Annotated in this window: 24 protein-coding genes; 2 read left to right on the plus strand and 22 right to left on the minus strand. The window is 36.3% G+C overall.

Features of this window, described 5'->3' with window-relative positions; genetic code table 11:
* The 18 genes from BM371_RS09355 to BM371_RS09435 form a co-directional block, all read right to left on the minus strand.
* Complete coding sequence (locus tag BM371_RS09355) at nt 1–1,632, minus strand: T9SS type A sorting domain-containing protein (RefSeq protein ID WP_034673719.1); 1,632 nt, start codon at nt 1,630–1,632, stop codon at nt 1–3.
* A 271-nt stretch (nt 1,633–1,903) separates the two neighbouring features.
* Nucleotides 1,904–3,289, minus strand: a complete 1,386-nt coding sequence (locus tag BM371_RS09360) for an NADH-quinone oxidoreductase subunit N (protein WP_034673721.1) — start codon at nt 3,287–3,289, stop codon at nt 1,904–1,906.
* 106 nt (nt 3,290–3,395) lie between these two features.
* On the minus strand, nt 3,396–4,889 hold the full coding sequence (locus BM371_RS09365; RefSeq protein WP_034673722.1) for a complex I subunit 4 family protein: 1,494 nt from the start codon (nt 4,887–4,889) through the stop codon (nt 3,396–3,398).
* A complete protein-coding gene (nuoL, locus tag BM371_RS09370; RefSeq protein WP_034673724.1) occupies nt 4,889–6,802 on the minus strand; it encodes an NADH-quinone oxidoreductase subunit L in 1,914 nt (637 codons plus the stop codon). The genes BM371_RS09365 and nuoL overlap by 1 nt, the downstream gene beginning before the upstream one ends.
* A 2-nt stretch (nt 6,803–6,804) precedes the next feature.
* Nucleotides 6,805–7,134, minus strand: a complete 330-nt coding sequence (gene nuoK, locus BM371_RS09375) for an NADH-quinone oxidoreductase subunit NuoK (protein WP_034673726.1) — start codon at nt 7,132–7,134, stop codon at nt 6,805–6,807.
* A 4-nt stretch (nt 7,135–7,138) separates the two neighbouring features.
* Nucleotides 7,139–7,636 carry an NADH-quinone oxidoreductase subunit J family protein gene (locus tag BM371_RS09380; RefSeq protein WP_034673728.1) on the minus strand — a complete coding sequence of 166 codons (498 nt, stop codon included), beginning with the start codon at nt 7,634–7,636 and terminating at the stop codon, nt 7,139–7,141.
* The gene (locus BM371_RS09385) at nt 7,636–8,193 is read right to left on the minus strand and encodes a NuoI/complex I 23 kDa subunit family protein (RefSeq protein ID WP_034673730.1); all 558 of its coding nucleotides are present in this window, start codon (nt 8,191–8,193) and stop codon (nt 7,636–7,638) included. The genes BM371_RS09380 and BM371_RS09385 overlap by 1 nt, the downstream gene beginning before the upstream one ends.
* A gap of 155 nt (nt 8,194–8,348) precedes the next feature.
* Complete coding sequence (nuoH, locus tag BM371_RS09390; RefSeq protein ID WP_034673732.1) at nt 8,349–9,413, minus strand: NADH-quinone oxidoreductase subunit NuoH; 1,065 nt, start codon at nt 9,411–9,413, stop codon at nt 8,349–8,351.
* Between the two features lie 169 nt (nt 9,414–9,582).
* A complete protein-coding gene (locus tag BM371_RS09395) occupies nt 9,583–10,581 on the minus strand; it encodes an NADH-quinone oxidoreductase subunit G (RefSeq protein ID WP_034673734.1) in 999 nt (332 codons plus the stop codon).
* A 46-nt stretch (nt 10,582–10,627) separates the two neighbouring features.
* Complete coding sequence (locus BM371_RS09400; protein WP_034673736.1) at nt 10,628–11,443, minus strand: hypothetical protein; 816 nt, start codon at nt 11,441–11,443, stop codon at nt 10,628–10,630.
* A gap of 29 nt (nt 11,444–11,472) precedes the next feature.
* Nucleotides 11,473–12,825 (minus strand): NADH-quinone oxidoreductase subunit NuoF, encoded by a 1,353-nt coding sequence (nuoF, locus tag BM371_RS09405; RefSeq protein WP_034673738.1) that lies wholly within the window; start codon nt 12,823–12,825, stop codon nt 11,473–11,475.
* 89 nt (nt 12,826–12,914) lie between these two features.
* Nucleotides 12,915–13,424 (minus strand): NADH-quinone oxidoreductase subunit NuoE family protein, encoded by a 510-nt coding sequence (locus BM371_RS09410; RefSeq protein WP_034677026.1) that lies wholly within the window; start codon nt 13,422–13,424, stop codon nt 12,915–12,917.
* 89 nt (nt 13,425–13,513) lie between these two features.
* Entirely contained in the window at nt 13,514–14,737 is a 1,224-nt protein-coding gene (locus BM371_RS09415) for an NADH-quinone oxidoreductase subunit D (RefSeq protein WP_034677028.1), read from the minus strand.
* A gap of 81 nt (nt 14,738–14,818) precedes the next feature.
* Nucleotides 14,819–15,313 (minus strand): NADH-quinone oxidoreductase subunit C, encoded by a 495-nt coding sequence (locus BM371_RS09420; RefSeq protein ID WP_034673740.1) that lies wholly within the window; start codon nt 15,311–15,313, stop codon nt 14,819–14,821.
* Between the two features lie 10 nt (nt 15,314–15,323).
* Nucleotides 15,324–15,884 carry an NADH-quinone oxidoreductase subunit B gene (locus BM371_RS09425; RefSeq protein ID WP_007844976.1) on the minus strand — a complete coding sequence of 187 codons (561 nt, stop codon included), beginning with the start codon at nt 15,882–15,884 and terminating at the stop codon, nt 15,324–15,326.
* 104 nt (nt 15,885–15,988) lie between these two features.
* Complete coding sequence (locus tag BM371_RS09430) at nt 15,989–16,360, minus strand: NADH-quinone oxidoreductase subunit A (protein WP_034673742.1); 372 nt, start codon at nt 16,358–16,360, stop codon at nt 15,989–15,991.
* Nucleotides 16,361–16,480: 120 nt separating this feature from the next.
* Nucleotides 16,481–16,657 carry a hypothetical protein gene (locus tag BM371_RS20535; protein ID WP_165571764.1) on the minus strand — a complete coding sequence of 59 codons (177 nt, stop codon included), beginning with the start codon at nt 16,655–16,657 and terminating at the stop codon, nt 16,481–16,483.
* A gap of 1 nt (nt 16,658) precedes the next feature.
* Entirely contained in the window at nt 16,659–17,783 is a 1,125-nt protein-coding gene (locus BM371_RS09435) for a GNAT family N-acetyltransferase (protein ID WP_034673744.1), read from the minus strand.
* Between the two features lie 106 nt (nt 17,784–17,889).
* Between BM371_RS09435 and BM371_RS09440 the strand changes: the two genes are divergently transcribed.
* Nucleotides 17,890–18,579, plus strand: coding sequence for a zinc metallopeptidase (locus BM371_RS09440; RefSeq protein ID WP_034673746.1), 690 nt, complete (start codon nt 17,890–17,892; stop codon nt 18,577–18,579).
* A 122-nt stretch (nt 18,580–18,701) separates the two neighbouring features.
* Nucleotides 18,702–19,823, plus strand: coding sequence for a hypothetical protein (locus tag BM371_RS09445; protein WP_034673748.1), 1,122 nt, complete (start codon nt 18,702–18,704; stop codon nt 19,821–19,823).
* A 4-nt stretch (nt 19,824–19,827) separates the two neighbouring features.
* On the opposite strand, the gene BM371_RS09450 is transcribed toward BM371_RS09445, so the two are convergent.
* The 4 genes from BM371_RS09450 to BM371_RS09465 form a co-directional block, all read right to left on the minus strand.
* On the minus strand, nt 19,828–20,436 hold the full coding sequence (locus BM371_RS09450) for an IMPACT family protein (protein WP_034677029.1): 609 nt from the start codon (nt 20,434–20,436) through the stop codon (nt 19,828–19,830).
* Between the two features lie 13 nt (nt 20,437–20,449).
* Nucleotides 20,450–21,475, minus strand: coding sequence for a bifunctional diaminohydroxyphosphoribosylaminopyrimidine deaminase/5-amino-6-(5-phosphoribosylamino)uracil reductase RibD (gene ribD / locus BM371_RS09455; protein ID WP_034673750.1), 1,026 nt, complete (start codon nt 21,473–21,475; stop codon nt 20,450–20,452).
* Nucleotides 21,476–21,535: 60 nt separating this feature from the next.
* Nucleotides 21,536–23,338, minus strand: a complete 1,803-nt coding sequence (locus tag BM371_RS09460) for a DUF349 domain-containing protein (protein WP_081874524.1) — start codon at nt 23,336–23,338, stop codon at nt 21,536–21,538.
* A 75-nt stretch (nt 23,339–23,413) separates the two neighbouring features.
* Nucleotides 23,414–24,151, minus strand: coding sequence for a shikimate dehydrogenase family protein (locus tag BM371_RS09465; RefSeq protein WP_034673752.1), 738 nt, complete (start codon nt 24,149–24,151; stop codon nt 23,414–23,416).
* Nucleotides 24,152–24,155 lie beyond the last annotated feature (4 nt).

Genomic DNA, 24,155 nt, shown 5'->3' on the forward strand with positions numbered 1-24,155 from the left:
TTATTTTTTAATCAATTTCGCATTCGCAGTTTTCTCAGTATCAGTTTTTATAACAATCAGATACGCTCCCTGAATCAGATTCTGTGTATTCATCTTCGTCACTTTATTTTTAGTTTTCAGGCTTTGTAATTGTCTTCCACCCATATCATAGAGAATAATATCAGCTTCCTTAAACTCAAAACCTACCTCCACATAGCAGTAATCGCTCACAGGATTCGGATAAATCTTCATATCTTGTTTCTCGATCAGCTTGTTGATCTGGTCGTCGCCTAATTTCACAATCTTCCAGTTTTCTTTGCCTAATTCCTCAGCACTTGTTCCGGCCAAAACAATCGAACCGTCTTTATTCATCTTCAGATCAGAAAGCCTTTCCTCTTTCTTTCTCGATTCTCCTTTTACGTGTTTTCTCCACTGCTCATTGCCATTATTATCAATGTAAAACATCCAGAACGTTTCATCATCGGCTTCAATTCTTCCTTCAGCCTGAGTATAACCGCCCAGTAAAATTCCTTTGGTTGAACTCACGCCATTCACCCCGCTTTCGGCATCCCGCATCCCGCTTATCACATTCATCCCCATCAGAATATCACGGTTCTTGAAGTTGTAGGATTTCTGCCACTGTTCATCACCTTTGGTATTGAGTGAAATTAACCACAGATCCGTCCCTTCTTCGATTCCTACTGTTTTATTTCCTGACCTTTCGGATCTTGATTCTCCACCGATAATATATCCCGAAGAAGTAAATGCCATTGTTCTTACATGATTATCTCCTTTACCTCCGAAATTCTTTTCCCATTCTACCTTTCCGTCTTTGTTCAACTTAACAATCCAGAAATCGCCTTCTCCATAATTCGCGGTAGCTTTAGGGTAACGGGATACGGGATTCGGGTTTTCTAATGACGAATTTTTAGCTGTTGTCCCGGAACCCGTACCACGGATCTCGGAACTCCTTGAATAAATACCCAACAATGCTCCGCCATCAGGTGTAGGAATCATCTTTTCAACTTCATCCAAACCTTTTCCTCCCAAAATTATTTCTGAGAGTATTTTTCCGTTTTTATCCAGTCTCGAGATAATCACATCTTTCGAACCGAAACCGTTTGGTGAATTCTGAACATTTCCGGCCACCATAAATCCTAAATCTGCCGTCTGAATCACCGATCTTGCTTCTTCATCCTGTGAAGTTCCCAAAGTTTTCTGCCAAAGCTCATCTCCGAATTCGTTGATTCTGATCAGCCAGATATCAGATCCGCCTTTTGAATCGTCTTTTTTATCCAAACCTTTTGAAGAATATGTCGTTCCAGAAATCAAAAATCCTCCGTCTTGTGTGGAAATTGTCGACGAAAGAAAATCATGGTTCTGTCCCGAGAAATATTTTTCCCAGACTTCCTCACCCTGTTGATCGAGTTTCACCAAATGAAAATCGTATCCGTTGTTTTGTTTGTTTTCGGTAGTGATCTTTTTCGACTGAATCGAGCTTCCCGTAATAAGATATTGCTGATCGACTGTCGTGGTGACCTGCGAAAGAAAATCCTGTGTCGAAGATTTGATATCTTTCTGCCATACCACTTCCTGAGAATACAATACAGCAGTCGTACATATAAGAAATGTACTCATGTAGAGTTTTTTCATGATTTGAGTTTTTATTAATTGGATGCAAATTTAATAATTAAATTGATATTTTCATTTAAACCAATGAAATTTAATGATATAGACTTATAATAAAACAAATCTATTAAGACACTGCGACAAAATATGTCGTATATTAATTACAGCATATACTCATATTCAATTCTATGTTATGGGATAAAGTTTTCTTTTTGTAAGTTCATACTCTTAGCAACTTTAACATAAAAAAACCTTCCAAAATCTGGAAGGTTTTAATTTTATATGCTGTTTCAGATTACAATCCGAATTGCTTTGCAAATAAATCAGGGAAGATTCCCAGTGCAATAATCGAAGCAATGATAAATACCGCAACGATGTTATAAGTGATCGATACACGCTCTGTTGTTTTGAAGGTCGTTTCTTTAAAGAAGAACATGGCAATAATCAGTCTTAAATAATAAGCAATAGAAATTGCTGAACCTAAAACGGCTACGATTACTAAGAATGTATTATTATCTTTCGTTAACGCCTGAGCAAATAATGAGAATTTACCCATGAAACCCGCTGTTAAAGGAATCCCCGCCATTGATAATAATGAGATTGTTGCAACGATAGCCAATAATGGTTCAGATTTAGCCAAACCTTTGAAAGCTCCGTAAGAAGTTTCTCTCTTTAGTTTTTCAACCCAGATTAAGCACATAAATACACCCACTGTTGAAAGTGAATAAGCAAATAAATAAAATGCCAATGTATAAGTAGATAGTGCATTCATTCCGAAGAATACCAATCCGATATATCCTGCGTGAGAAACTGATGAGTACGCCAACATTCTTTTAGCATTCGTCTGGGCAAGTCCCATTGCGTTTGCCAATAATAAGGTAATGATTAAGAATACGCCTAAAATATTGATCCACTCTTGTGTAACTCCGGAGAATCCGATTGTCATTAATCTGAATAATGCGAAGAATCCTGAGATTTTTACCACACTCGCCATGAAAGCGGTAATCAATGAAGGTGAACCTTGGTAAACATCCGGACTCCACATGTGGAACGGCGCCAAAGCTACTTTAAATGCCATTGCACAAAGCATCAACACAACTCCAAGAATAAACATTCCGTTTGTAGGATTTACGGTGCTGAAATCGTGAATTCTGTATAAATCAAATGTTCCTGTGCTTCCGTAGATGAATGCAATTCCCAACAATAAGAAACCTGTTGCAAATGCTCCCATCAGGAAATATTTTAATGAAGCTTCGTTTGATCTTAAATCTGTTTTGTTAGCTCCCGCCATTACGTATAATGGAATGGATAAAATTTCAACTCCTAAAAACAAAGTCACCAAATTCTGATATCCGAACAATACAAAACCTCCACACAGCGCAAAAAGCATCAATGCATATAATTCCGACTGGTGATTTCTGTGATTGCTGAATGCAAAACCTCCCAGGAAGAATAAAAGCAAAGTCGTTACAATAGAAATTTTTGTAAACAAAGCTGTATTTTGTCCGTACTCATACATCAATCTGTATTTTTCGAAGAAAGACGCTTCAGGTAAAAAGCTTACATACAATGCAACGATCAGCCCAAAAATCCCAATGTATCTTGCGAATTTTCCTTTTTCAAAAACTCCCGAGAATAATGCAGCAACTGCCGTCAGGAAAACAATAATTAAAACACTCATAGTATAGATTCGAGATTCGAGATTTGAGATTCGAGGTTGATATACCTTTGTCTCAATTTCATAGTCTCTTATTTTTTAAATTATTTAATCTTTCAATTTTTGAATCTTAATTAATCATTGATGAATACACAAACTCCAATGAACTTCCCACCATATCGATAATCGGCTGAGGGAAAATACCCAAAAGAATTACAAAAACTGCAATACTTGCCAATACCGAAAATTCTACTGCCGATAAATCTTTAGCCGTGCTCAAAACGGCTGCATTACCTTCACCAAACATGGCTTTACCGTAAAATCTTAATAGATAAACCGCACAAAGAATAATGGTTAAACCTGCAATAACTGAAGCCAGTACATTAAAATCGAAGATTGATTTAATCAGGATAAATTCACCAATAAAACCATTGGTCAACGGAACTCCCATTGATCCTAAAATGATTAATAAAAACAATACCGCAAACTTAGGAGCCACTTTTGCTAAACCTCCCATTTGTCTGATATCTCTTGACTTAAATCTTTTGTATAAAATATCTGCACAATAGAACAAACCTGCAACGTTGATACCGTGAGCGAAAGTCTGTACCAAAGCTCCTTCAGCTCCTTCAATCGTTAAAGTTCCTCTTAAAGTAAGCACTGCTGAAGAGAAAATACCTGCCACCATCAATCCAACGTGTGAGAAAGAAGAATATGCAATGATTCTCTTCATATCGGTCTGGATAATCGCAATTAAAGCACCATGTACAATCCCGATAATCGCAAGGATGATGACAATCTGTCCTGAAATTCCCAAAATAGCACTTGGTGTAATGGGTAATAAGTATCTGATCACTCCGTAGATCGCCATTTTCAGCATAATACCGGATAAAAGCATCGATCCCTGAGTAGGAGAGTAGGTATATGTGTCTGGTTGCCAAGTATGGAAAGGGAAAACCGGAAGCTTCACTGCAAATGCAAAGAAAATGAACCAGAATACAACAATCTGCTGTGTTTCACCCAAATCTGCATTATACAAATCGGTAAGAGCGAATGAAGCTGAGTGTGTGTAAACATAGATTAAACCAGCCAACATAAACAAAGATCCTACGAATGTATACACGAAGAATTTTGTAGTGAACTCCATTCTTTTGTTTTCCTGTCCCCAAAGAGCCGCAATAAACCAGATTGGAATAAGCGTTACTTCCCAGAAAATATAGAAAAGTAAGCCATCTAGTGAGGTAAAAACTCCTACAAGACCAAACTGCATCAACAGGATCAGACCATAGAAAGAATTTTTGTAGCTAACGTTTTCGTTAAATGATGATAAAATAATTAGCGGCGAAAGAATATTGGTCAGCAATAAAAGAAGCATGCTCATCCCGTCAATCCCGAAATGAAGCGTACTTTTGATAAACTGTGACCAAGGGTAAGTGATTTCATATTGAAGCGTACTGTCTACAGTCGGATTAAAATCGAAATCCGAAAGAGCGTAAAACGTAAGCAACATCTGAATCAAAGCAATTCCCAGCGCCAAGTATTTGCTGGAAGCGTTCTTCCATGCAAAGGTTAATCCCGAACCTACAAGAGGTAAAAGTAATAATGTTAATAGTAAATAAGACATTATTGTAATATAAAGTTAACAATCAGTATAATTCCCACAGCCAAAGTCATGATAAGAACATAGTTCTCAACATTTCCGTTCTGAACACGTTTCATAGATCTTCCGCTGTCTTCAGCACCTTCTCCTATGTAGTCTACAAAACGGTCTAAAACGCCTTTGTCAAACATTTTTCCGCCACGTCCAAGTCCTTCGAAAGTTTTTACAATTAATGCATTGTAAAGCTCATCAACATATAACTTTTTAGCAGAAAGTTTTTCCCAGCCTGTATATTCTTCCTCGGCAAGAGCCATTTTCTTTTTGTTCACATACATGTTTTTCACAATGAACCAAACCGTAAAGAACATTAAGATGGTTGCTCCCAAAAGAATCATTTCTGTATTGAAATCAACTCCCGAAAGAGTCATTTCCATTTGCTTAAAGCTTTCCGGTGTCAATACCGGTTTCAGCCATTCCATTAATTTAGCATAATGACCGTGACCGATAAAGTGTGGTAAATTAATAAAACCTCCGATTACTGAAAGTATCGCCAAAACAATTAACGGTAACGTCATGTTCATCGGACTTTCATGTAAATGGTGTTTTTGTTCTTCCGTACCTCTGAACTCTCCGTGGAAAGTAAGATAATACAGTCTGAACATATATGCTGCGGTTGTTGCAGCCAAAATAAATAACATTACCCAGTATATAGGGTTTTTAGCAAACGCTGCAACCAAAATTTCGTCTTTAGAAATCATCCCCGATAATAAAGGGAATCCTGAAATAGCCAATGTTCCGATTAGGAAGGTGATGTGTGTAATTGGGATTACTTTTTTAAGTCCGCCCATAAAACGCATATCCTGCTCGTTGCTCATGGCGTGGATTACAGAACCTGCTCCCAAGAATAACAATGCCTTGAAGAAAGCGTGTGTCATTACGTGGAACATTGCTGTAGAATAAGCTCCTAAACCTAAAGCGATAAACATAAAACCAAGCTGTGAAACTGTAGAATATGCCAATACTTTTTTGATATCGTTCTGACGCAGTGCGTAGAAACCAGCCAAAGCAGCGGTTAAGAATCCGATTAATAAAATTCCGCCCTGAACGGTTGGAGCTAAAGTGAATAAGAAGTTTGATCTTACCACCAAATAGATACCTGCAGTAACCATCGTTGCCGCGTGAATCAATGCCGAAACAGGAGTTGGACCTGCCATCGCATCCGGTAACCAAGTATATAAAGGAACCTGAGCAGATTTACCAACAGCACCGATAAATAAACTTGCTGTGATAAAAATGATGATGTTTCCGTCTAATTCAAATTTTGCAGCATTTTGTGCTACTGAAATATAATCTACAGAGTTAGTCTGAGACGCAATCATGAAAATACCGATCAATAAACCAAGGTCACCGATTCTGTTCATGATGAAAGCTTTTCTTGCAGCTTTCCCATATTCTTCGTTAGTGTACCAGAATCCGATTAGTAAATAAGAACAAAGACCTACACCTTCCCAACCGATGAATAAAATCATATAGTTGCTTCCCATTACCAGAAGTAACATCGAGAAGATGAAAAGATTTAAATAAGTAAAAAACTTATAGAAACCTTTATCGTGGCTCATGTATCCTATAGAGTATAAGTGAATTAAAGATCCGATTCCTGTGATAATCATCACCATCATTAATGACAGCTGATCAATCTGGAAACCGAAGTTGATCTGAACTCCGTTTACTCTGAACCATTCGAAAGCTTTCACGACAACCGCCGGACTTTCTGAATCAAATTTTAAAAATAAGCTTACCGCAATACAAAAAGATACAAAAACTGCAGCTGTTGCCAAACTTCCGACTACAATCTTAGGAAGATTTTTCCCGAAAAGTCCGTTGATAAGAAAGCCTATAAGTGGTAAAAGTACTATTGCATATATTAAATTCTCCATTCTTATCCTTTTAATTTATTAAATATACCTACATCTACAGAACGGGTGTTTCTATATAACATCGCAATAATTGCCAAACCAACCGCTACTTCGGCTGCTGCAACTACCATGATGAAGAATACCAAAAGCTGTCCGTCGCTGTTCCCGTTGTATGCCGCAAATGCAGCCAATAAAAGGTTTACAGAATTAAGCATAAGCTCTACATAACCTAAAATTACAATCGCATTTTTTCTGAGCAATACTCCCAAAACTCCAAGACAGAACAAAACTGAACAAAGAGTAATGAAATATTCCAGAGGGATGCTTTGCATAAATGTATTTACTTCTCCCATAATTTTATAAATCTTTTTTACCGATTAGTACCGCACCTACAATACCTGCCAAAATCAGGATGGAAGCAAGCTCAAACGGCAAAACATATTCATTAAATAAAAGTCTTCCCAGATTTTTTGTAAGACCTACACCTTTATCTACGTTCTCAACCACTACATGATTTTCCTGTACTCCTCTGAAAACGCCTAAAACACCAATTAAAAGAAGACCTGCTGTAAAAACTCCAACAAACTTTAAAGTATTGTTCTTCTTACTTTCGTCTTCCTTATTAAGGTTAAGCATCATTAAGATATAAAGGAAAAGTACCATGATAGCACCTGCGTAAACAATAATCTGGATGATGGCAAGGAATTGTGCATTCAGAAGAATATACATTCCCGCAATCGAAAACATTGTAACAATTAATGACAAAATAGCATATAAAGGATTTTTTGCAAATACAAAGTACACTGCACTTGCCACTGCTAAAAACGCCACCAAGAAAAATAAAAACTGATCCATTATTTTACCGCATTTTTTTGTTTCTCGGATTGTCTTTCGGTGATATCAATCCTTTCATTTATTTTTTCAACCAATTTATCTTTTCCGTAAACGAAAGAACCTCTGTTGGTTTCTACGTCTACCAATCTGTCTGTAAGATAAATTGCAGATTTCGGACAAGCCTCTTCGCACATACCGCAGAAAATACATCTCAACATATTAATTTCATATACTGATGCATATTTTTCTTCTCTGTAAAGGTTTTTTTCTTCCTTCGTTCTTTCTGCAGCGGTCATCGTGATGGCTTCAGCTGGACAAGCTACAGCACACAATCCGCAAGCGGTACATCTTTCTCTGCCTTCTTCGTCTCTTTTCAAAACGTGCTGACCTCTCCAGATATCGGCTCTTGGTTTTTGTACTTCAGGATAAGAATAAACATTCGGAGCACGTTTTACAACCGTTCTTACCGCATGCTTAAAAGTAATCCCCATCCCTTTGAAAATCGCCGGAAGGTAGATTTTCTCCGCAAGGGTCATCTCTTTATTTGAAACAACTTTGGATCTGTTTGTAAGTTTCATTTTCTATTATTATTAAATGTTGGAAGATGGAAGCTTGATGATGGAAGTTTATCCCAACGCCGCTTTCACATCAGCTCATTTTCAAATTTATATCTTGTTTGAAATCTGAAATGGAAAATTTCATTTTCAAATTCTCAAATTATTTCGTTCTCAAATTAATTACCGAAAGCTAAAATCACGGCTCCTGTAATCATCAGGTTAACCAATGCCATAGGAATTAATGTTTTCCATCCTAAGTGCATCAACTGGTCGTATCTGAATCTTGGTAACGTCCATCTGATCCACATAAAGATCAAAATTCCGATTACCGTTTTCGTTAAAAATGCTACGATACTCAAAATACCTGCAGTATTTTCTCCCCAGTTCTGAGTTACCCATTCAATTCCCGGATAGTTGTAGCCTCCGAAGAAAAGTACCACCATAAAGGCATTAGAAATAAACATATTCACATATTCTCCGAACATGTATAAACCTAATTTCATTGATGAATATTCTGTAGAATAACCGGTTACCAATTCAGATTCACACTCCGGTAAATCGAAAGGATGACGGTTGGTTTCTGCCAAAGCAGCAACGAAGAAAATTAAGAATGCCAATGGTTGGTAGAAAATATTCCAATTCATACCGGAACCGATTGGGATAATTCCCCAAAGTTTTCCTTCTGTTTGGTTTTCGGTAATTACTTTTAAATCTAAACTTCCTGTCATCATGATGATAGAAAGAAGTGCAAGACCCATCGCCAATTCGTAAGAAATCATTTGCGAAGAAGCTCTGATTGCACCTAATAATGAATACTTGTTGTTGGAAGCCCAGCCTCCGATCATGATTCCGTACACTCCGATTGATGCCATTCCGATGATGAAAAGTACACCAACGTCGATATTGGCAACCTGTAGATCATAAGAAATTCCACCAAAATTCAACGTTTTTCCCCAAGGAATAACCGCTCCGGTAATCAATGAAATAAACATCACCAAGGCAGGTCCCAATACGAAAAGAAACTTTTCTGCATTAGCCGGTGTAAAATCTTCCTTAAAGAAAAATTTACCACCATCTGCAAGAGGCTGTAATAAACCGAAAGGTCCTGATCTGTTTGGCCCGATTCTATCCTGCATGATTGCAGCCACTTTTCTTTCAGCCCAGGTAGAGTAGGCCGCTATCGTTAATGATAACAGAAAAAGCGCAAGTACAAGTATTAATTTAAATGTAATTAAATCCATTTTATTATTTAAATGTTTGAAGATGGGAGCTGGGTGCTGGAAGTTTAGCAATTCGCCACACAACTCATCATCGTTTAATCAATTTTTATTTTAAATAGCAGAAGTTTAATTAACGATAATATTTTCAAGGCTGAAAACATCCATCATCAAACTTCCTACATCCAACGATTTATTTTTCGTCTTTTTCGCTGATTTCTTTAGCCATCGGATTGTCTAAAACTCTCAATTCGTCTTTTGGCTTTTCATAATGATTCAAAGAAATTACCGAATGTCTGTCGATATGTCTTGGTCCTTCAATGTTCCAGTCGCTTAAGTTCTTTCTTTCGAAACGGCAAGTATCACAAATAAATTCTTCAACTTCTCCCCACTGATCTTTTCTTGCAGTTACTCTTACGATTTCGTCTCCTTTCATGTAAACCGTAGCTTTCCCTGAACATTTATCACACTTACAAGTAGCATTCATTGGTTTCGTAAACCAAACTCTGCTTGCAAAACGTGCTGTTCTGTCAGTTAATGCTCCTACAGGACAAACGTCGATTACGTTTCCGATGAAGTCATTGTCTAAAGCTTTGTTTAAATAAGTGGAAATTTCGGCATGATCTCCTCTGAACAAAATTCCGTGTTCTCTTTCGCCTGTCAATTGGTTTGCTGCCAATACACATCTTGCACAAAGAATACAACGGTTCATATTTAATTTGATGTTCGGACCTAAATCGTCTGCATCATAGGTATTTCTTTCGAATTCAGTTCTGGTTTCAAGATTTCCATGCTCGTAACCTAAATCCTGAAGATGACATTCTCCAGCCTGATCACAAACCGGGCAATCTAAAGGGTGGTTTACCAATAAAAATTCGGTAACCGCCTTTCTGCCTTCCTGAGCTTTTTCAGAAGAAAGGTTTTTCACTTCCATACCATCCATTACATTGGTTCTGCAGCTTGCTACCAATTTCGGCATAGGACGAGGATCTGCTTCTGATCCTTTAGAAACTTCCACTAAGCATGTTCTGCATCTTCCACCGCTGGTTTCCAGCTTGCTGTAGTAACACATTGCAGGAGGAACAGATTTTCCACCGATTTGTCTAGCAGCTTCCAAAATAGAAGTTCCAGGCAAAACTTCAGTAGTCTGTCCGTCTATAGTTATTTTGAATTTTTTAACCTCTTCGCTCATATTCTATGCTTTTCGCTTATGCTGTTAAAAGCTTTTAAGCTCTATTTTAATTATACTTTTTTGTATTAAATGTATATCCAATCCCGAAATTGAACTGTGCATACACAAAATCCTGTGAAGCTTTGTCTGGTTTGTTGTTCAGTGTCGTTTTGATGTCGGGCATATTAATGTATCCCAATTTTCCTTCCGCCTGAAGTACAATATGTCTTAAGGCAACCACACTTATTGCAGCTCTTGCATCCAGACCAAAACCTGCAAGATGGAATCTGTCGCTTCTTTCATTTCCCATCAGTTGAACATTGGATTTTGGCAATAAAGCTCCCAATCCTGCTCCGTAACTCAGGAAAACATCAATGTTTTTCTTGTTGTAAACATTATGATATTTCTGAGCTCCAATGTTAATATAATTAAGACCATCAGTGTGTTCGAACGTTAAAAATTCACCACTGTTAAGATCTACTTTACCATTATTGACCATTCCTGCATATTTCGGATCATTAATGTATCCTTTGAAATCTACAACCTGATCCTGATCCATCACATATTTCATGTGATCCATTCCTAAAGTAATTCCGAAATTATCTTTCGGGAAATAGGTAATTCTATAATTTACCTGTGGAATGGTAATACTTCCCGGATTGAAATATGTTCCCCACTCAAATTTGGTCTGTCTGTCATGTGCAACAACATTATCCAACTGGAAATCATATCCATCACCCTTAAAGTGAATATCAGAGTTTGAATATCTTGCATTATTCCAACCCCAGAACACCATAACCGAACCTTTTTTGAAAGGGTCAACCTGAGCTTTTACACTCATTGTTACCGTTAATAAAAACAGTAATAAAAACTTATTTTTCAACTTAAATCTGTCTTCTTAATCCTACTACATTATACAGTCGGTGCAGGAATTGGATCTGCATAATTTGCCAATCCATAGTTCTGTGTCTGAGATAACTCTGGGTTTTTAATATGCCATTCAAATTCGTCTCTGAAGTGACGAATAGCCGCTGCAACAGGCCAAGCCGCTGCATCACCTAATGGACAAATCGTATTTCCTTCGATTTTTCTCTGGATGTCCCAAAGTAGATCGATATCCTCCATTTTTCCTTCTCCTTTCTCGATTTTCTTCAAAATCTTGTACATCCAGCCCGTTCCTTCACGGCAAGGAGTACATTGTCCGCAACTTTCGTGATTATAAAATCTTGCTAAAGTCATGGTATGTTCTACGACACATTGGTCTTCATCCAAAACGATAAAACCTCCTGAACCCATCATTGTTCCGGTAGCAAAACCACCGTCAGCTAATGATTCATAATTCATATATCTTGGTTCTCCGTTTACAGTTTTCAATAATAAATTAGCGGGAACGATCGGAACAGAACTTCCTCCCGGAATACAAGCTTTCAGCTTTTTCCCGTTTGGAATACCACCACAATATTCATCAGAATAAATGAATTCTTCCACCGTAATAGTCATGTCGATTTCATAAACTCCCGGTTTGTTGATGTTTCCGCAAGCGGAAATCAATTTCGTACCAGTAGATCTTCCAACTCCGATTTTAGCATATTCAGCTCCTGTAATATCAATAATTGGAACAATTGCCGCAATAGATTCAACGTTATTTACAACGGTTGGTCTTTCCCAAAGTCCTTTTACAGCAGGAAATGGAGGTTTTAGTCTCGGATTTCCTCTTTTACCTTCAAGAGATTCAAGCAATGCAGTTTCTTCACCGCAAATGTATGCTCCACCACCTCTTTGAACGTAAATTTCACAATCGAAACCAGTTCCTAAAATATTTTTACCTAAAAATCCTGCTGCTTTAGCTTCTTCAATCGCTTCTTCCAAAATATCAGGAATCCAAGAATATTCTCCACGGATGTAGATATAAGAAACATTTGAACCTAAACAGTAAGATGAAATAAGCATTCCTTCGATCAATAAATGAGGAAGGAATTCCATCAAATATCTGTCTTTGAAAGTTCCCGGTTCAGATTCATCGGCATTTACTACCAAGTGTCTTGGTACGCCTTCCGGTTTTGCCAAGAAACTCCATTTCATTCCTGTAGGGAAACCTGCACCACCACGACCACGAAGTCCTGAAGTTTTTACTTCTTCCAAAATTTCGTCCGGCGTCATTTTCAAGGCTTTTTCAGCTGCACCGTAACCTCCTTGTTTGCGGTAAGTTTCGAAGTAGCGTATTCCTTCTACGTGTGCGTCTTTAAGTAAAAGTTTTTTACTCATTTTAGTATGCTTATTGCAATTGGCTTTTGGCTTCTTGCATTTAATTGTTAAAATTTAAATTAATTTAAAATCCAGATTTTAAATCTTTATTAGCCCAAATCAACCTGTCCTTCTCTGCAAAGATCAAGAATTTCGTCAACTTTTTCTATCGTTAAATTTTCATGAAAGAATTTTCCTAACTGCATCATCGGAGCATATCCACAAGCACCAAGACATTCAGCAGGCTTTAGTGTAAACATTCCGTCTTCCGTAGTTTGTCCGTCTTTAATGTTCAGTTTGGTTCTGATGTGGTCAAGGATTTTTTCGCTTCCGCAAACCATGCAAGGTCCGGTTCTGCAAACTTCCAAAACATATTTACCAACCGGCTTCATATTGAACATAGTATAGAAAGTTGCCACTTCATATACTTCAATTGGCTTAATACTTAATAATTCCGCAACATAATCCATCACTGGAACGTCTAACCAACCTCCGAATTCTTTCTGTGCAATATGCAGAACAGGAAGAAGAGCAGATTTTTGTCTTCCTTCAGGATATCTAGCCATGATTTTGTGCACCTGTGCTAAACTTTCCGGTTTAAAAGCTATTGTTTCGCTCATTTTTATCTGATTTGAAATTTGTGTTTTGAAATTTGAAATTTTCAAAATACAATTTACTTTATACTTGTTTCTTTTTACCTTTTACTTGCTTATGCGTCTAATTCTCCCGCAATAATATTCATGCTACACATCGTAACGATCGCATCTGAAATTACAGAGCCTGTAATCATCTCAGGATAAGCCTGGTAGTAGATAAAACATGGTCTTCTGAAGTGCAGTCTGTAAGGACTTCTTCCACCGTCACTCACCAGATAGAAACCTAATTCTCCGTTTCCTCCTTCTACAGCATGGTAAACTTCACCTTTTGGCACATCAGTTTCCCCCATTACGATTTTGAAATGGTAAATCAATGCTTCCATTTTTTGATAAACATCTGCCTTTTCCGGAAGATAGAAGTCAGGAACATCCGCATGGAACGGTCCTTCTGGAAGATTGTCGTATGCTTGATTGATAATTTTAAGTGATTCCCAGATTTCCTGCTGACGAACCATGAAACGGTCGTATGTATCTCCTGCAGTTCCTACCGGAATAATGAAATCGAAATCTTCGTAAGAAGAATAAGGTTCTGCAACTCTCACATCATAATCAACTCCTGCTGCACGTAAATTCGGACCTGTAAACCCGTAGCTTAAAGCTCTTTCTGCTGAAATTGCTCCTGCTCCGATGGTTCTGTCCATAAATATTCTGTTTCTCTCCAATAGATTACAGAATTCCTGGAATCTTGGCGGGAAAGTTTTAAGAAAATCCTTTAATAATTCATGGAATTTCGGTGTGAAATCTCTTTCGAAACCTCCGATTCTTCCCATATTTGTTGTCATTCTAGCTCCACAAATCTGCTCATACATATCATAAATACGCTCTCTTTCGATGAACATATAAGTAAGACCCGTAATTGCTCCTGAATCCATTCCGGTTACCCCGTTACAGATCAAATGGTCTCCGATTCTTGCCAATTCCATCAAAATAACACGCATGTAATCAACACGCTTCGGAACTTTTACGCCAATCAGCTTTTCTACCGTCATATGCCATCCGATGTTGTTAATCGGAGCTGAACAATAGTTCATACGGTCAGTAAGGGTTGTAATCTGAGCGAAATTTCTTCTCTCGGAAATTTTTTCAAAAGCTCTGTGGATATAACCAACCGTTTGTTCTGCATGAAGAATTCTCTCTCCGTCCATGGTAAGAACGTTCTGGAAAATTCCGTGGGTAGCAGGGTGAGTAGGTCCCAGATTCAGGGTGTACAACTGCCCGTCAATCTGTTCTTTACTGTCGTATTGGTTAAGTATATTAGATAATGAGTTGTCTTTCATAATAAATTCATTTGAGGTTTGAGATTTGAAATTTGAGATTTGAATGATTTCAAATTTCAAATAATCAATTTCAAATTTGTCCTATCTTCCGAACATACTGTCGTTCTTATCGGTTCTGGTTCCGTCTTCCAAACGATATTCTTTCAACATCGGATGATAACCTAGATCTTCCATATTCAGGATGGGTCTTAAATCAGGATGACCTTTAAATTTAATTCCGTAGAAATCAAAAGTTTCTCTTTCCATCCAGTTGGCTCCTGCATACAATTCAGTCAAAGAATCTACTTCAATATTTTCTCTCGACATGAATATTTTCAAACGGATTCTGAAATTCGTCATCATATTATGCAAGTGATAAACAACGCCGATTTCTTTCTCCGGAAATTCTGGGTAATGGATTCCACAAACATCAGTAAGGAAATTAATTTCCAATGATGAATCTTTCAGGTAATGAATTACCTTTTTGATGTCATCTTTTTTAATTTCAACAGTCAGCATTCCATAAGGTTCTGAGCTTGAAATTACAGATTCCGGAAATTCTCTTGTGATTGCTTCTAATACAAATTCGTTTGTCATTTCCGTCCTATTAATTGCTAATGTTGTAAGAATCTAAAAGTTTCTGATATTCCGGCATATCTCTTCTTCTGATGCTTTCGCTTTCTGCCAAAGCCTGAACCTGCATTACACCTTCAATGATCTGTTCCGGTCTTGGAGGACATCCCGGAACATAAACGTCTACCGGAATAATTTTATCAATTCCTTGTAAAACCGAGTATGTATCAAAAATACCACCGCTCGAAGCACAAGCTCCAACAGCAACAACCCATTTTGGTTCTGCCATCTGGGTGTAAACTTCTTTTAAAACGGGGCCTAATTTTTTAGAAATAGTTCCGCAAACCATCAACATATCGGCTTGTCTTGGTGAGAAAGAGTTTCTTTCCATACCAAATCTTGATGCATCATAGGTTGGGTTTAGGGTAGCCATGAACTCGATACCGCAACAAGAAGTAGCAAATGGTAGAGGCCAAAGTGAAAATTTTCTTGCCATCCCGATTACACTGCTCAATTTCGTTGCGAAAAATCCTTCTCCTTCAAATCCTTCCGGAGCCGGTGCATCTGTTCTTATTATTGGTTTTTGATCTGACATTTTTTTTGATTTTAAGATTTTAATTTAGATTCTAAATCACTGTTAATGTTAACTTTAATTTAATTGTATTAATCTAAATTTCTTATTTAAAATTATAATTGAATTTATTTATCCCAGTCTAATGCGCCACGTTTCCAGACATAGAAAAATGCAAGGAAGAAAATGGCAACAAAAGTAAGTACCGCAAAGAATCCTTCAAGACCAAATTCTCTGAAGTTTACAGCGTACGGATAAAAAAATACGATTTCGATATCGAATAGTACAAAAAGTACCGCAGTTAAGAAATACTTGATCGAGAATGGCGTTCTGGCGTTTCCTTCAACAGCAACACCACATTCCCAGCTTTGGTTTTTCACAGAATTTCCTTTTTTCTGTTTCGGACCTAAAAAATGTGCTCCAAGCAAAGAAATAGCAACAAAACCTACTGCAACGCCCGCCTGGATTAGGATTGGAATATAACTTTCAGGTAAATTCATTTTTACATTATTATCTCAAGTTGCAAATTTAGACAATAAACAATAAAGCATGAAATTAATCAACTTAAAAGTCGCTTTAAAATAGGAAAAACGGGTAATTTAGAATTAGTAAAAATAGCGTTATTTTTTCATTTTTTTTAGCAATGTAAACGCCATAAAGGAAATATAACCGAAAAGTATGCTCGCATAGACAATGTTGATCAAAGTATGCATTCGATCATCAGCAACAGCGAAAAATAGGTTGTAAGCTACAAAACCTGCAATTAGAAATGCAAAAATGATGAGATGTAGTTTCATATTAGAATTTTAAAGAATACGTTCTCCTTCTTTTATGATTTACCGGATTATAATCTTGCCAAAGCACCTGTACGCTTTTGTTTTCCTCAAGCTCCGGATTGGTTTCGGCAAACTCAATTCCCATGCTGGTAAAACGTTCGTAGATTTCTTTAAAAATTATCGCAGTCACGCCTCGTCTCTGATATTCCGGATGAATTCCGATTAAATAAAAATTGGCACGGTCATTTTTTCTTTCAGCCTGCATGAAATGCCACCATCCGAAAGGCAAAAGCTTACCTTTAGATTTCTGTAAGGCTTTAGAATAAGAGGGCATGGTGATGGCAAAAGAAATGAGTTCATCATTTTCATCCACCACACAGATTACGTAGTTTTTAGCAATCAACGGGAAAAACTTATCTCGATAGGTCTGAATCTGCTCTTTCGAAATCGGAGTGTAGGTGGAAAGTGTTTTATAAGTTTCGTCAAGCAGCTTAAACATCGGCTCTACGTAAGGCAGAATCTCTTCTTTGTTGTTGAATTTTAAAACTCTTAATTTGTATTTTTCGGCAATCAGTTTGCTGAATTTTTCTACTCTTGGAGGCAAAACCTTAGGGAAATTCATTTCAAATTCTACCCATTCTTTCTCTTTTACCAATCCTAAATTTTCAAGATGCTGCGGATAGTACGGATGATTGTAAATGCCAATCATTGTAGCAATTTTATCAAAACCGAAAGTTAACATTCCTGCTTTGTCTAAATTGGTAAAACCCATTGGTCCTTCGATATTATCAATTTGATGTTGTCTTGCGAAGTCACTAACCGTGCTGATTAATGCTTCAGAAACTTCTTTGTCATCTATAAAATCGATCCAGCCAAATCGTACTTTTCTTATGCCTAATTCTTTCTCTTCCTTGCGATTAATGATTGCTGCAATTCTACCAACTATTTTACCATCTTTTTTAGCTAAAAACTGCTTGGCTTCTGAATAATTTAATGCAGGATTTTCTTTAGGATTCCAAACATTGATTTCGTCTTTGATAAAAGATGGAACGTAGTAAGGATTGTTTTTATAGAGCTCCATCGGGAACTTTACAAACTGCTTTAAATCTTCAGGGGTTTTTACTTCAAAAATGGAAACTTTAGACATAGTTTTCTGGATAAAATAGAATCACAAATATAATTAATAAAGCGTAAACTTTGGCACAATTTTTACTCACATAATATATTGTTATATAATAAAATCTTAAAATAAAATGACGGTTTATTATCTTATTATAGGAATATCGATGCTTATAAGCTGGTGGGTTTCCTCAAGATTAAAATCTAAATTCGAATACTACTCTAATGTTCATCTCAGAAACGGAATGTCGGGGAAAGAAGTGGCAGAAAAAATGCTGAGAGACAATAATATTCATGATGTACAGGTGATTTCTGTTCCGGGACAGCTAACTGACCATTATAATCCTGCAGACAAAACGGTAAATCTTTCCGAGGGAGTTTATATGCAGCGAAATGCAGCTGCTGCTGCCGTTGCGGCGCACGAGTGTGGTCACGCAGTTCAGCATGCGGTAGGATATTCAATGTTGCAGTTGAGATCAAAACTGGTTCCGGTAGTAAGTATCAGTTCAAATCTCATGCAGTTTGTTCTGATGGGAGGTATTGTTGTGATGGCAATGAGCGGAAATAAACTGATCCTTTTAATCGGTGTGATTATGTTTGCTTTAACAACACTTTTTGCATTCATAACCCTTCCTGTAGAATATGATGCAAGTAACCGCGCGATGAAATGGCTGAAAGATACGGGAACAGTTACTTCTGAAGAATATGTCGGTGTTCAGGATAGTTTAAAATGGGCAGCAAGAACTTATCTGGTTGCGGCACTTGGTTCACTGGCTCAATTGCTTTATTTCGCATCTTTGCTGATGGGGAATAGAAGAGATTAGGTTTTATCTTTAAAATCAAAAGAAATATATTGCATCTCAGATAATTTTTCTGAGGTGCTTTTTTTATATATTTAAAACAGATTCATTTGAATTTAATATTTTTGATTGAATTCATTTTAAATATGAAATATAACAAATGGGAAATAAAATCGGAAATTGATCAGGTCAACTTGTTGTTGAAGGTTACTGCATTTTTTTGGGCGATTATGAAGTTGTGGACTTATAAAAAATGGATTGTAGATCGATTATATCCCGTGATTCCAACTTTTGATTTCTTAGAGAATATTCCTGGTTTTGTACATTCTGTATTATTCTGCTCATCTCTTGTTTTTTTGTCGCTAATTTTTTTTAAACAAGAAAAACGATTAATCATACTTTTATTCTTATTCAGCGAAGTTTTAAGTTGTTTATTAGATGTCGTACGATGGCAACCCTGGGAATATATGTACTTGTGTATTTTTGGAGTGATACTTATTAATTACAGGAAACCGAAAAATATCATTATTCTTATTCATCTGTTTTTAGTTTCAATGTATTTGTTCAGTGGACTTCATAAGATGAACAGAGTTTTTCTTAACGATGTGTGGGTAAATACAATTTTAATTGATTTATTAGGAATTTCACTTGATACTGTTTTAAAGTATAAGCTTTTTTTCATCGGCCTTATCATTCCGTTTTTTGAAGTTTTATTTGCAGGATTGCTTCTCTTTTCAAAGAATAAAAAGAAAATCAGTTTTTATTTGATAGCGATTCACTTAGCTGTTCTGATTATTTTAGGGCCGTTCGGATTGAACTTTAATTCTGTAATCTGGTTTTGGAATCTCGCTTTAATTTTTGTTTTGATAATACTTTACAACAAACCTTTTGAAATCATCGGGGCTAAAAATATACTCATCCATAATTTTTACTGGTTAATACTTTGGTTTGTAATGCCGGTTTTCAGTTTTTTTGGCAGATGGTATCAATATTTGTCATTTAATCTGTATTCCGGAAAAGGCGAGCAAATGTATATATATTTTCTGCGGAAAGACTTTGTAAAGTCAGAATTTGGAAGCATAACTATTTATAATCATAAACCATCTGTTAATCTTCATAATTGGGCGATGAAAGAATTGAATTCTGCTCCAATTCCTGAAATGGAAGTTTATTTAAAGATCGGGGAAGAGATTAAAAAAAGATATGGGAAAGATCATGTAAAAGTAATACTGTACAATTCAGCAAATAAGAAAATAACCGAATTGTAAAAATTTATGACTCTTTTATTTCGCAAAAGACATGCTGAATCTTACCCAAAGATTCTATAAGATCATCTTTTTGTCTGTTTTTTACCCTCGCTAAAATTACTGCGGTTTGTTGAGAATCAAAATTCAGAACTTTAGCATCAAACTTAGACAGCAAAGTGAAGATTAAATTCTGTTGGTTGAACTGAAACTGAACTTCAATCTCAGTTTCCAGCTCTTTTGTAATAATATTGGCTTCCTCTAAAGTGATTTTTGCAGATTCTTTATAAGCTTTTACCAAACCGGAAACGCCCAATTTTGTTCCCCCATAATAACGAACACTGATAACCAAAACATTTGTAATCTCATTCGCTAAGAGCTGATTGTAAATCGGTAAACCTGCACTTCCTGAAGGTTCTCCGTCGTCATTTGCACGATAATTTTCTCCATTTAAACCCATTCTGAAAGCATAACAATGGTGCGTTGCCTTCGGATGCTCTGCTCTGATTTTTTCTAAAGCATTTTTAAGCTCAGTTTCATTGTTTGTTGGAAAAGCGAAACCAATAAATTTGCTCCCTTTTTCTTTGAGTAAGGTATTTTCTACTGGTTTTTCAATCGTTCGGTATTCGTACAGCATTTTTGTCGGCTTCTTATTTTGAATTCTTATAAAATTCAATGATATTATCTCTGAAATCTTTTATTTCAAAAGGATTGTTTTCAAAATTCGGAGCTTTTGTTCCGTTTTCGAGAATCAGATTTTTATTTTTAATAATAATGGTTTCATCCCAAAGATTGGCGTCAATAAATTGTTGAAGTACAAAACTTCCGCCTTCCACAATAATGGATTGAATCTGAAATTCATATAACTTTTTCAACATATTTTCAAGAAAATTTTCTCTTGAAGTTTTGATGAATTTTATATTTCCTTCTTCACCTTCTTTTACTGAGTTAAAAACCAAAGTTTCAGCTTCGTTGCTGTAAATGTTAAAATCAGTCGGAACTTTTAAATCAATATCAATTAAAATCCGGATAGGATTTCTGCCGAAAATTTCTCTGGTTGTAAGACTCGGATTATCTCTCAAGGCAGTCATCGTTCCAATCAAAATTGAATGTTCATCACTTCTTAACTGATGAACGAATTGCTTGGTTAATGAATTGCTGATCTGTGTAGGCTTAAAATTTTTATCGACAAAACGGTCGCCGGATTCTGCCCATTTTAAAATAATAAAAGGTCTTTTCTTTTCGTGATAGGTGAAAAATCTTTTATTTAAATCAATGCATTCTTCTTCTAAAACTCCTGAAACCACTTCAATTCCTGCATCCTGAATGATTTTTTTTCCTTTTCCGTTTACTTTATCATGAGAATCCATTGCGCCGATAACGACTTTTTTAAACCCTAATTGTACAATTTTCAGAGCGCAAGGAGGAGTTTTTCCGTAATGAGCACAAGGTTCCAGAGAAACATAAATAGTAGATTCAGGAATCAGGCTTTTATCTTCCACAGAATTAATGGCGTTTATTTCAGCGTGGTTTTCACCAGCTTTTTGATGGTAACCTTCACCGATGATTTTTCCGTTATGAACAATCACACTTCCTACAAGCGGATTTGGGTAGGTATTTCCGATGGCTTTCTGAGCGAGCTCAATACATCTTCTGATATAAAATTCGTCCTGCATAAGATAAAAAAAGCGAATACAAATTTCTTTGCTTCGCTCTATATTTACTTTAATTGTTATTTAATCTCCTGAAATAATACTGTGAAGATTTTGTTTTAAAGTCTCAAGGTGAGCTCTTTTGTCATCAATCGTATTATAAGTTTCCATAAGAAGAGGATTTTCTCTTGAAGGATTTTTAAAGAATGAAAGATTGTTTTCAAGCTTCACAATTTCTGCTTCAAGATCTGAAATCTGGCTCTTGATCTTTCTTGCCTTATCGGTCAGCTGGTTTTCAGATAAGCCTTCTTCTTTCAATTCAAGCTCGTTGATTTTGTTAAGCTTTAGTTTTTCTCTTAAAGTTCGGTTAAACTCAGAGTTGATCGTCATTTTATCTCTCGGAACTTTTCCGATGTTGTTCCATGAAGTTTTTAATGCTTCAATTTTTTCGATGCTTCCATCTTCATCTGTGATGGCTTTTAATTCTTCAAGAATATCCTTTTTAAGCTTGTAGTTTTCTTTCCAGTTGTCGGTAGAAGCACTGCTTTTCTCTCTGTAATTGTTGAAGAAAGTATTGCACGCATCACGGAATTCGTCCCAGATTTTATTCGTCATACTTTTCGGAACATGACCGATTTTTTTCCAGTCTTCCTGAAGTTTTTTGAATAGAGCAACGGCAATATCCCAGTCTTCAGAATGCATATTGTCTTTTGCAGTCTGAATCAGCTTCATTTTCTCTTCAAGATTCTGCTGTTGAGAACCTTTCAGAGATTTGTAGTAATTATTTTTTGTGGTATTGAATCCTCTTAGGATCGTTTTGAAATCATTCCAGTTGTTGTTGGATAATTTTCTCGGAACACTTCCGGTCTTCAAAAACTCTGTACGCAGTTCCTCAACTCTTTTGATAGAATTTTGCCAGTAATTATGATTCGGATTGTCTTTTGGCTCAGAAAGTTTCTTGATTTCAGCGATAATTTCGTTTTTCTTCTCAAGATTTTCGTTCTGTTCTGTTTCGATTGCTGCCGAAAGTTCGGTTTTTCTTTCGTGAATTTTGTTGGAAATTTCTTTAAATTCTTCCCATGTTTTTTCACGGAATTCTTCTGCAACGGGTTCAGCTTCTTCTTTCCACAATTTGTGCAGATATTGAAGTTCGTTTAAGGCTTTCTGTACAACCGGCTCATTTTCCAGCTCTTTTGCTCTTGCAATAATGTGCTGTCTTTTTTCTAAGTTGTGACTGTATTCCTGCTCCAGAAATTCTTTATTCATATCCAGCATCTGATAAAACTGATTCAGATGGTGGAAATAATTATTATTTAAAATTTTAAATTCAGATTTTGCAACCTGACCTGCATTAGACCATTCTTCCTTGATTTCTCTGATCGATTTGAAAAGATTAACTCCGGGCTCAGAATTGGTGTAAAGATTTTTAAGTCTTTCAATAATACTTTGGCGCTGCTCAAGATTTTTTTTCTGCTCTTCTTCCTGATTTTTCTGGAAATTATCATGCTTTTCTCTGAAAATATGAATCAGTCCTGAAAGTTTTGATTGCGAAGGATGTTCGTAGCTGAAATTTTCAGGAGCATTTCCTGCATCAACGTATTCATGCTTTTTATCTTCCACTTCATCGTGGATTATATGATTTGCTTTTTCCTTCAATGCATTGAATTCTCGGAACCTTTCTCCTGCATTATTAGAATTAATGATTTTCTCCATTTCCTTCAGGGCATCTACAAGCGAAAGATGATCAATAGAGTCATGCTGAGGAGCATCATGATCTTCATCGTGATGATTTTCTTCATTGTTCCCAATGCTTTCTACTACTGTTTCCTGATGTTCTGCTGAAGGTTTGTTTTCTTCGTTTTCAGAAAGATTATTTTCTGTTGTCATAGCAAATCTTTTATGAATAATGGCGTTAAATTTCTTAAACGAGCTAATATAAGCCAATTAAGTTACTAATTTATGTTATTTTTTTTTAAACGACCAAATTTCCCAGGCTTTTTCTGCCTGTTGTTCCAACATATAATAACCATTTACAGTTTTTGCTCCGTTTCGGGATGAATTTAAAATAAATTTGCTGCATTCCGGATTGTAGATCAGATCGATGACCAGATGTTGATTGGTAAGTGCTTCAAAAGGAAATTTTAAGCAATCTTCAGTGTTAGGAAAAGTTCCTACCGGGGTACATTGAATAATCAGTTTGTTTTCTGAAACCGTTTTTTGATCTAAATTTTCAAAATTCAGCTCAGATTTTCTTGAAATGGTTTGATAAGGAATATTGTTTTTATCTAAAATATACTGAACTGCTTTTGCTGCACCGCCGTTGCCTAGAACCAGTGCAGACTCGTGATGCGGCTTTTTATGGGCAATTAAAGTTTTTTCAAAACCAAAAGCGTCGGTATTGTAGCCTGTTTTCTTTCCGTTTTCGATCAAAACACAGTTTACTGCTCCGATTTTTTGTGCTTCATCACTCAGTTCATCCAGATAGTCAATAATTTTTTCTTTGTAAGGAATCGTTACATTAAAGCCTAAAACATCGGGTTCTGAAAAAACATTTTCAACCTCATTGATTTCCTGAAGATCAAAAATTTCATATGAAAAGTCAGTCAGTTTTTTTTTATTGAATTTGTCTTCAAAATATTTTTTTGAAAAAGAGTAGGAGATGTTTTTACCGATAAGGCCTAATTTGTTGTTGGAATCCATACCT

The organism is Chryseobacterium formosense, assembly GCF_900116415.1.
GTDB classification, from domain to species: Bacteria; Bacteroidota; Bacteroidia; order Flavobacteriales; family Weeksellaceae; genus Chryseobacterium; species Chryseobacterium formosense.

Bases quoted from the DNA above. Each gene is read 5' to 3' on its own strand.
- BM371_RS09355 (WP_034673719.1), bottom strand. From the start codon at position 1,632: ATGAAAAAACTCTACATGAGTACATTTCTTATATGTACGACTGCTGTA.
- BM371_RS09360 (WP_034673721.1), bottom strand. From the start codon at position 3,289: ATGAGTGTTTTAATTATTGTTTTCCTGACGGCAGTTGCTGCATTATTC.
- BM371_RS09365 (WP_034673722.1), bottom strand. From the start codon at position 4,889: ATGTCTTATTTACTATTAACATTATTACTTTTACCTCTTGTAGGTTCG.
- nuoL (WP_034673724.1), bottom strand. From the start codon at position 6,802: ATGGAGAATTTAATATATGCAATAGTACTTTTACCACTTATAGGCTTT.
- nuoK (WP_034673726.1), bottom strand. From the start codon at position 7,134: ATGGGAGAAGTAAATACATTTATGCAAAGCATCCCTCTGGAATATTTC.
- BM371_RS09380 (WP_034673728.1), bottom strand. From the start codon at position 7,636: ATGGATCAGTTTTTATTTTTCTTGGTGGCGTTTTTAGCAGTGGCAAGT.
- BM371_RS09385 (WP_034673730.1), bottom strand. From the start codon at position 8,193: ATGAAACTTACAAACAGATCCAAAGTTGTTTCAAATAAAGAGATGACC.
- nuoH (WP_034673732.1), bottom strand. From the start codon at position 9,413: ATGGATTTAATTACATTTAAATTAATACTTGTACTTGCGCTTTTTCTG.
- BM371_RS09395 (WP_034673734.1), bottom strand. From the start codon at position 10,581: ATGAGCGAAGAGGTTAAAAAATTCAAAATAACTATAGACGGACAGACT.
- nuoF (WP_034673738.1), bottom strand. From the start codon at position 12,825: ATGAGTAAAAAACTTTTACTTAAAGACGCACACGTAGAAGGAATACGC.
- BM371_RS09410 (WP_034677026.1), bottom strand. From the start codon at position 13,424: ATGAGCGAAACAATAGCTTTTAAACCGGAAAGTTTAGCACAGGTGCAC.
- BM371_RS09415 (WP_034677028.1), bottom strand. From the start codon at position 14,737: ATGAAAGACAACTCATTATCTAATATACTTAACCAATACGACAGTAAA.
- BM371_RS09420 (WP_034673740.1), bottom strand. From the start codon at position 15,313: ATGACAAACGAATTTGTATTAGAAGCAATCACAAGAGAATTTCCGGAA.
- BM371_RS09425 (WP_007844976.1), bottom strand. From the start codon at position 15,884: ATGTCAGATCAAAAACCAATAATAAGAACAGATGCACCGGCTCCGGAA.
- BM371_RS09430 (WP_034673742.1), bottom strand. From the start codon at position 16,360: ATGAATTTACCTGAAAGTTATATTCCAATCCTAATCCAGGCGGGCGTT.
- BM371_RS20535 (WP_165571764.1), bottom strand. From the start codon at position 16,657: ATGAAACTACATCTCATCATTTTTGCATTTCTAATTGCAGGTTTTGTA.
- BM371_RS09435 (WP_034673744.1), bottom strand. From the start codon at position 17,783: ATGTCTAAAGTTTCCATTTTTGAAGTAAAAACCCCTGAAGATTTAAAG.
- BM371_RS09440 (WP_034673746.1), top strand. From the start codon at position 17,890: ATGACGGTTTATTATCTTATTATAGGAATATCGATGCTTATAAGCTGG.
- BM371_RS09445 (WP_034673748.1), top strand. From the start codon at position 18,702: ATGAAATATAACAAATGGGAAATAAAATCGGAAATTGATCAGGTCAAC.
- BM371_RS09450 (WP_034677029.1), bottom strand. From the start codon at position 20,436: ATGCTGTACGAATACCGAACGATTGAAAAACCAGTAGAAAATACCTTA.
- ribD (WP_034673750.1), bottom strand. From the start codon at position 21,475: ATGCAGGACGAATTTTATATCAGAAGATGTATTGAGCTCGCTCAGAAA.
- BM371_RS09460 (WP_081874524.1), bottom strand. From the start codon at position 23,338: ATGACAACAGAAAATAATCTTTCTGAAAACGAAGAAAACAAACCTTCA.
- BM371_RS09465 (WP_034673752.1), bottom strand. From the start codon at position 24,151: ATGGATTCCAACAACAAATTAGGCCTTATCGGTAAAAACATCTCCTAC.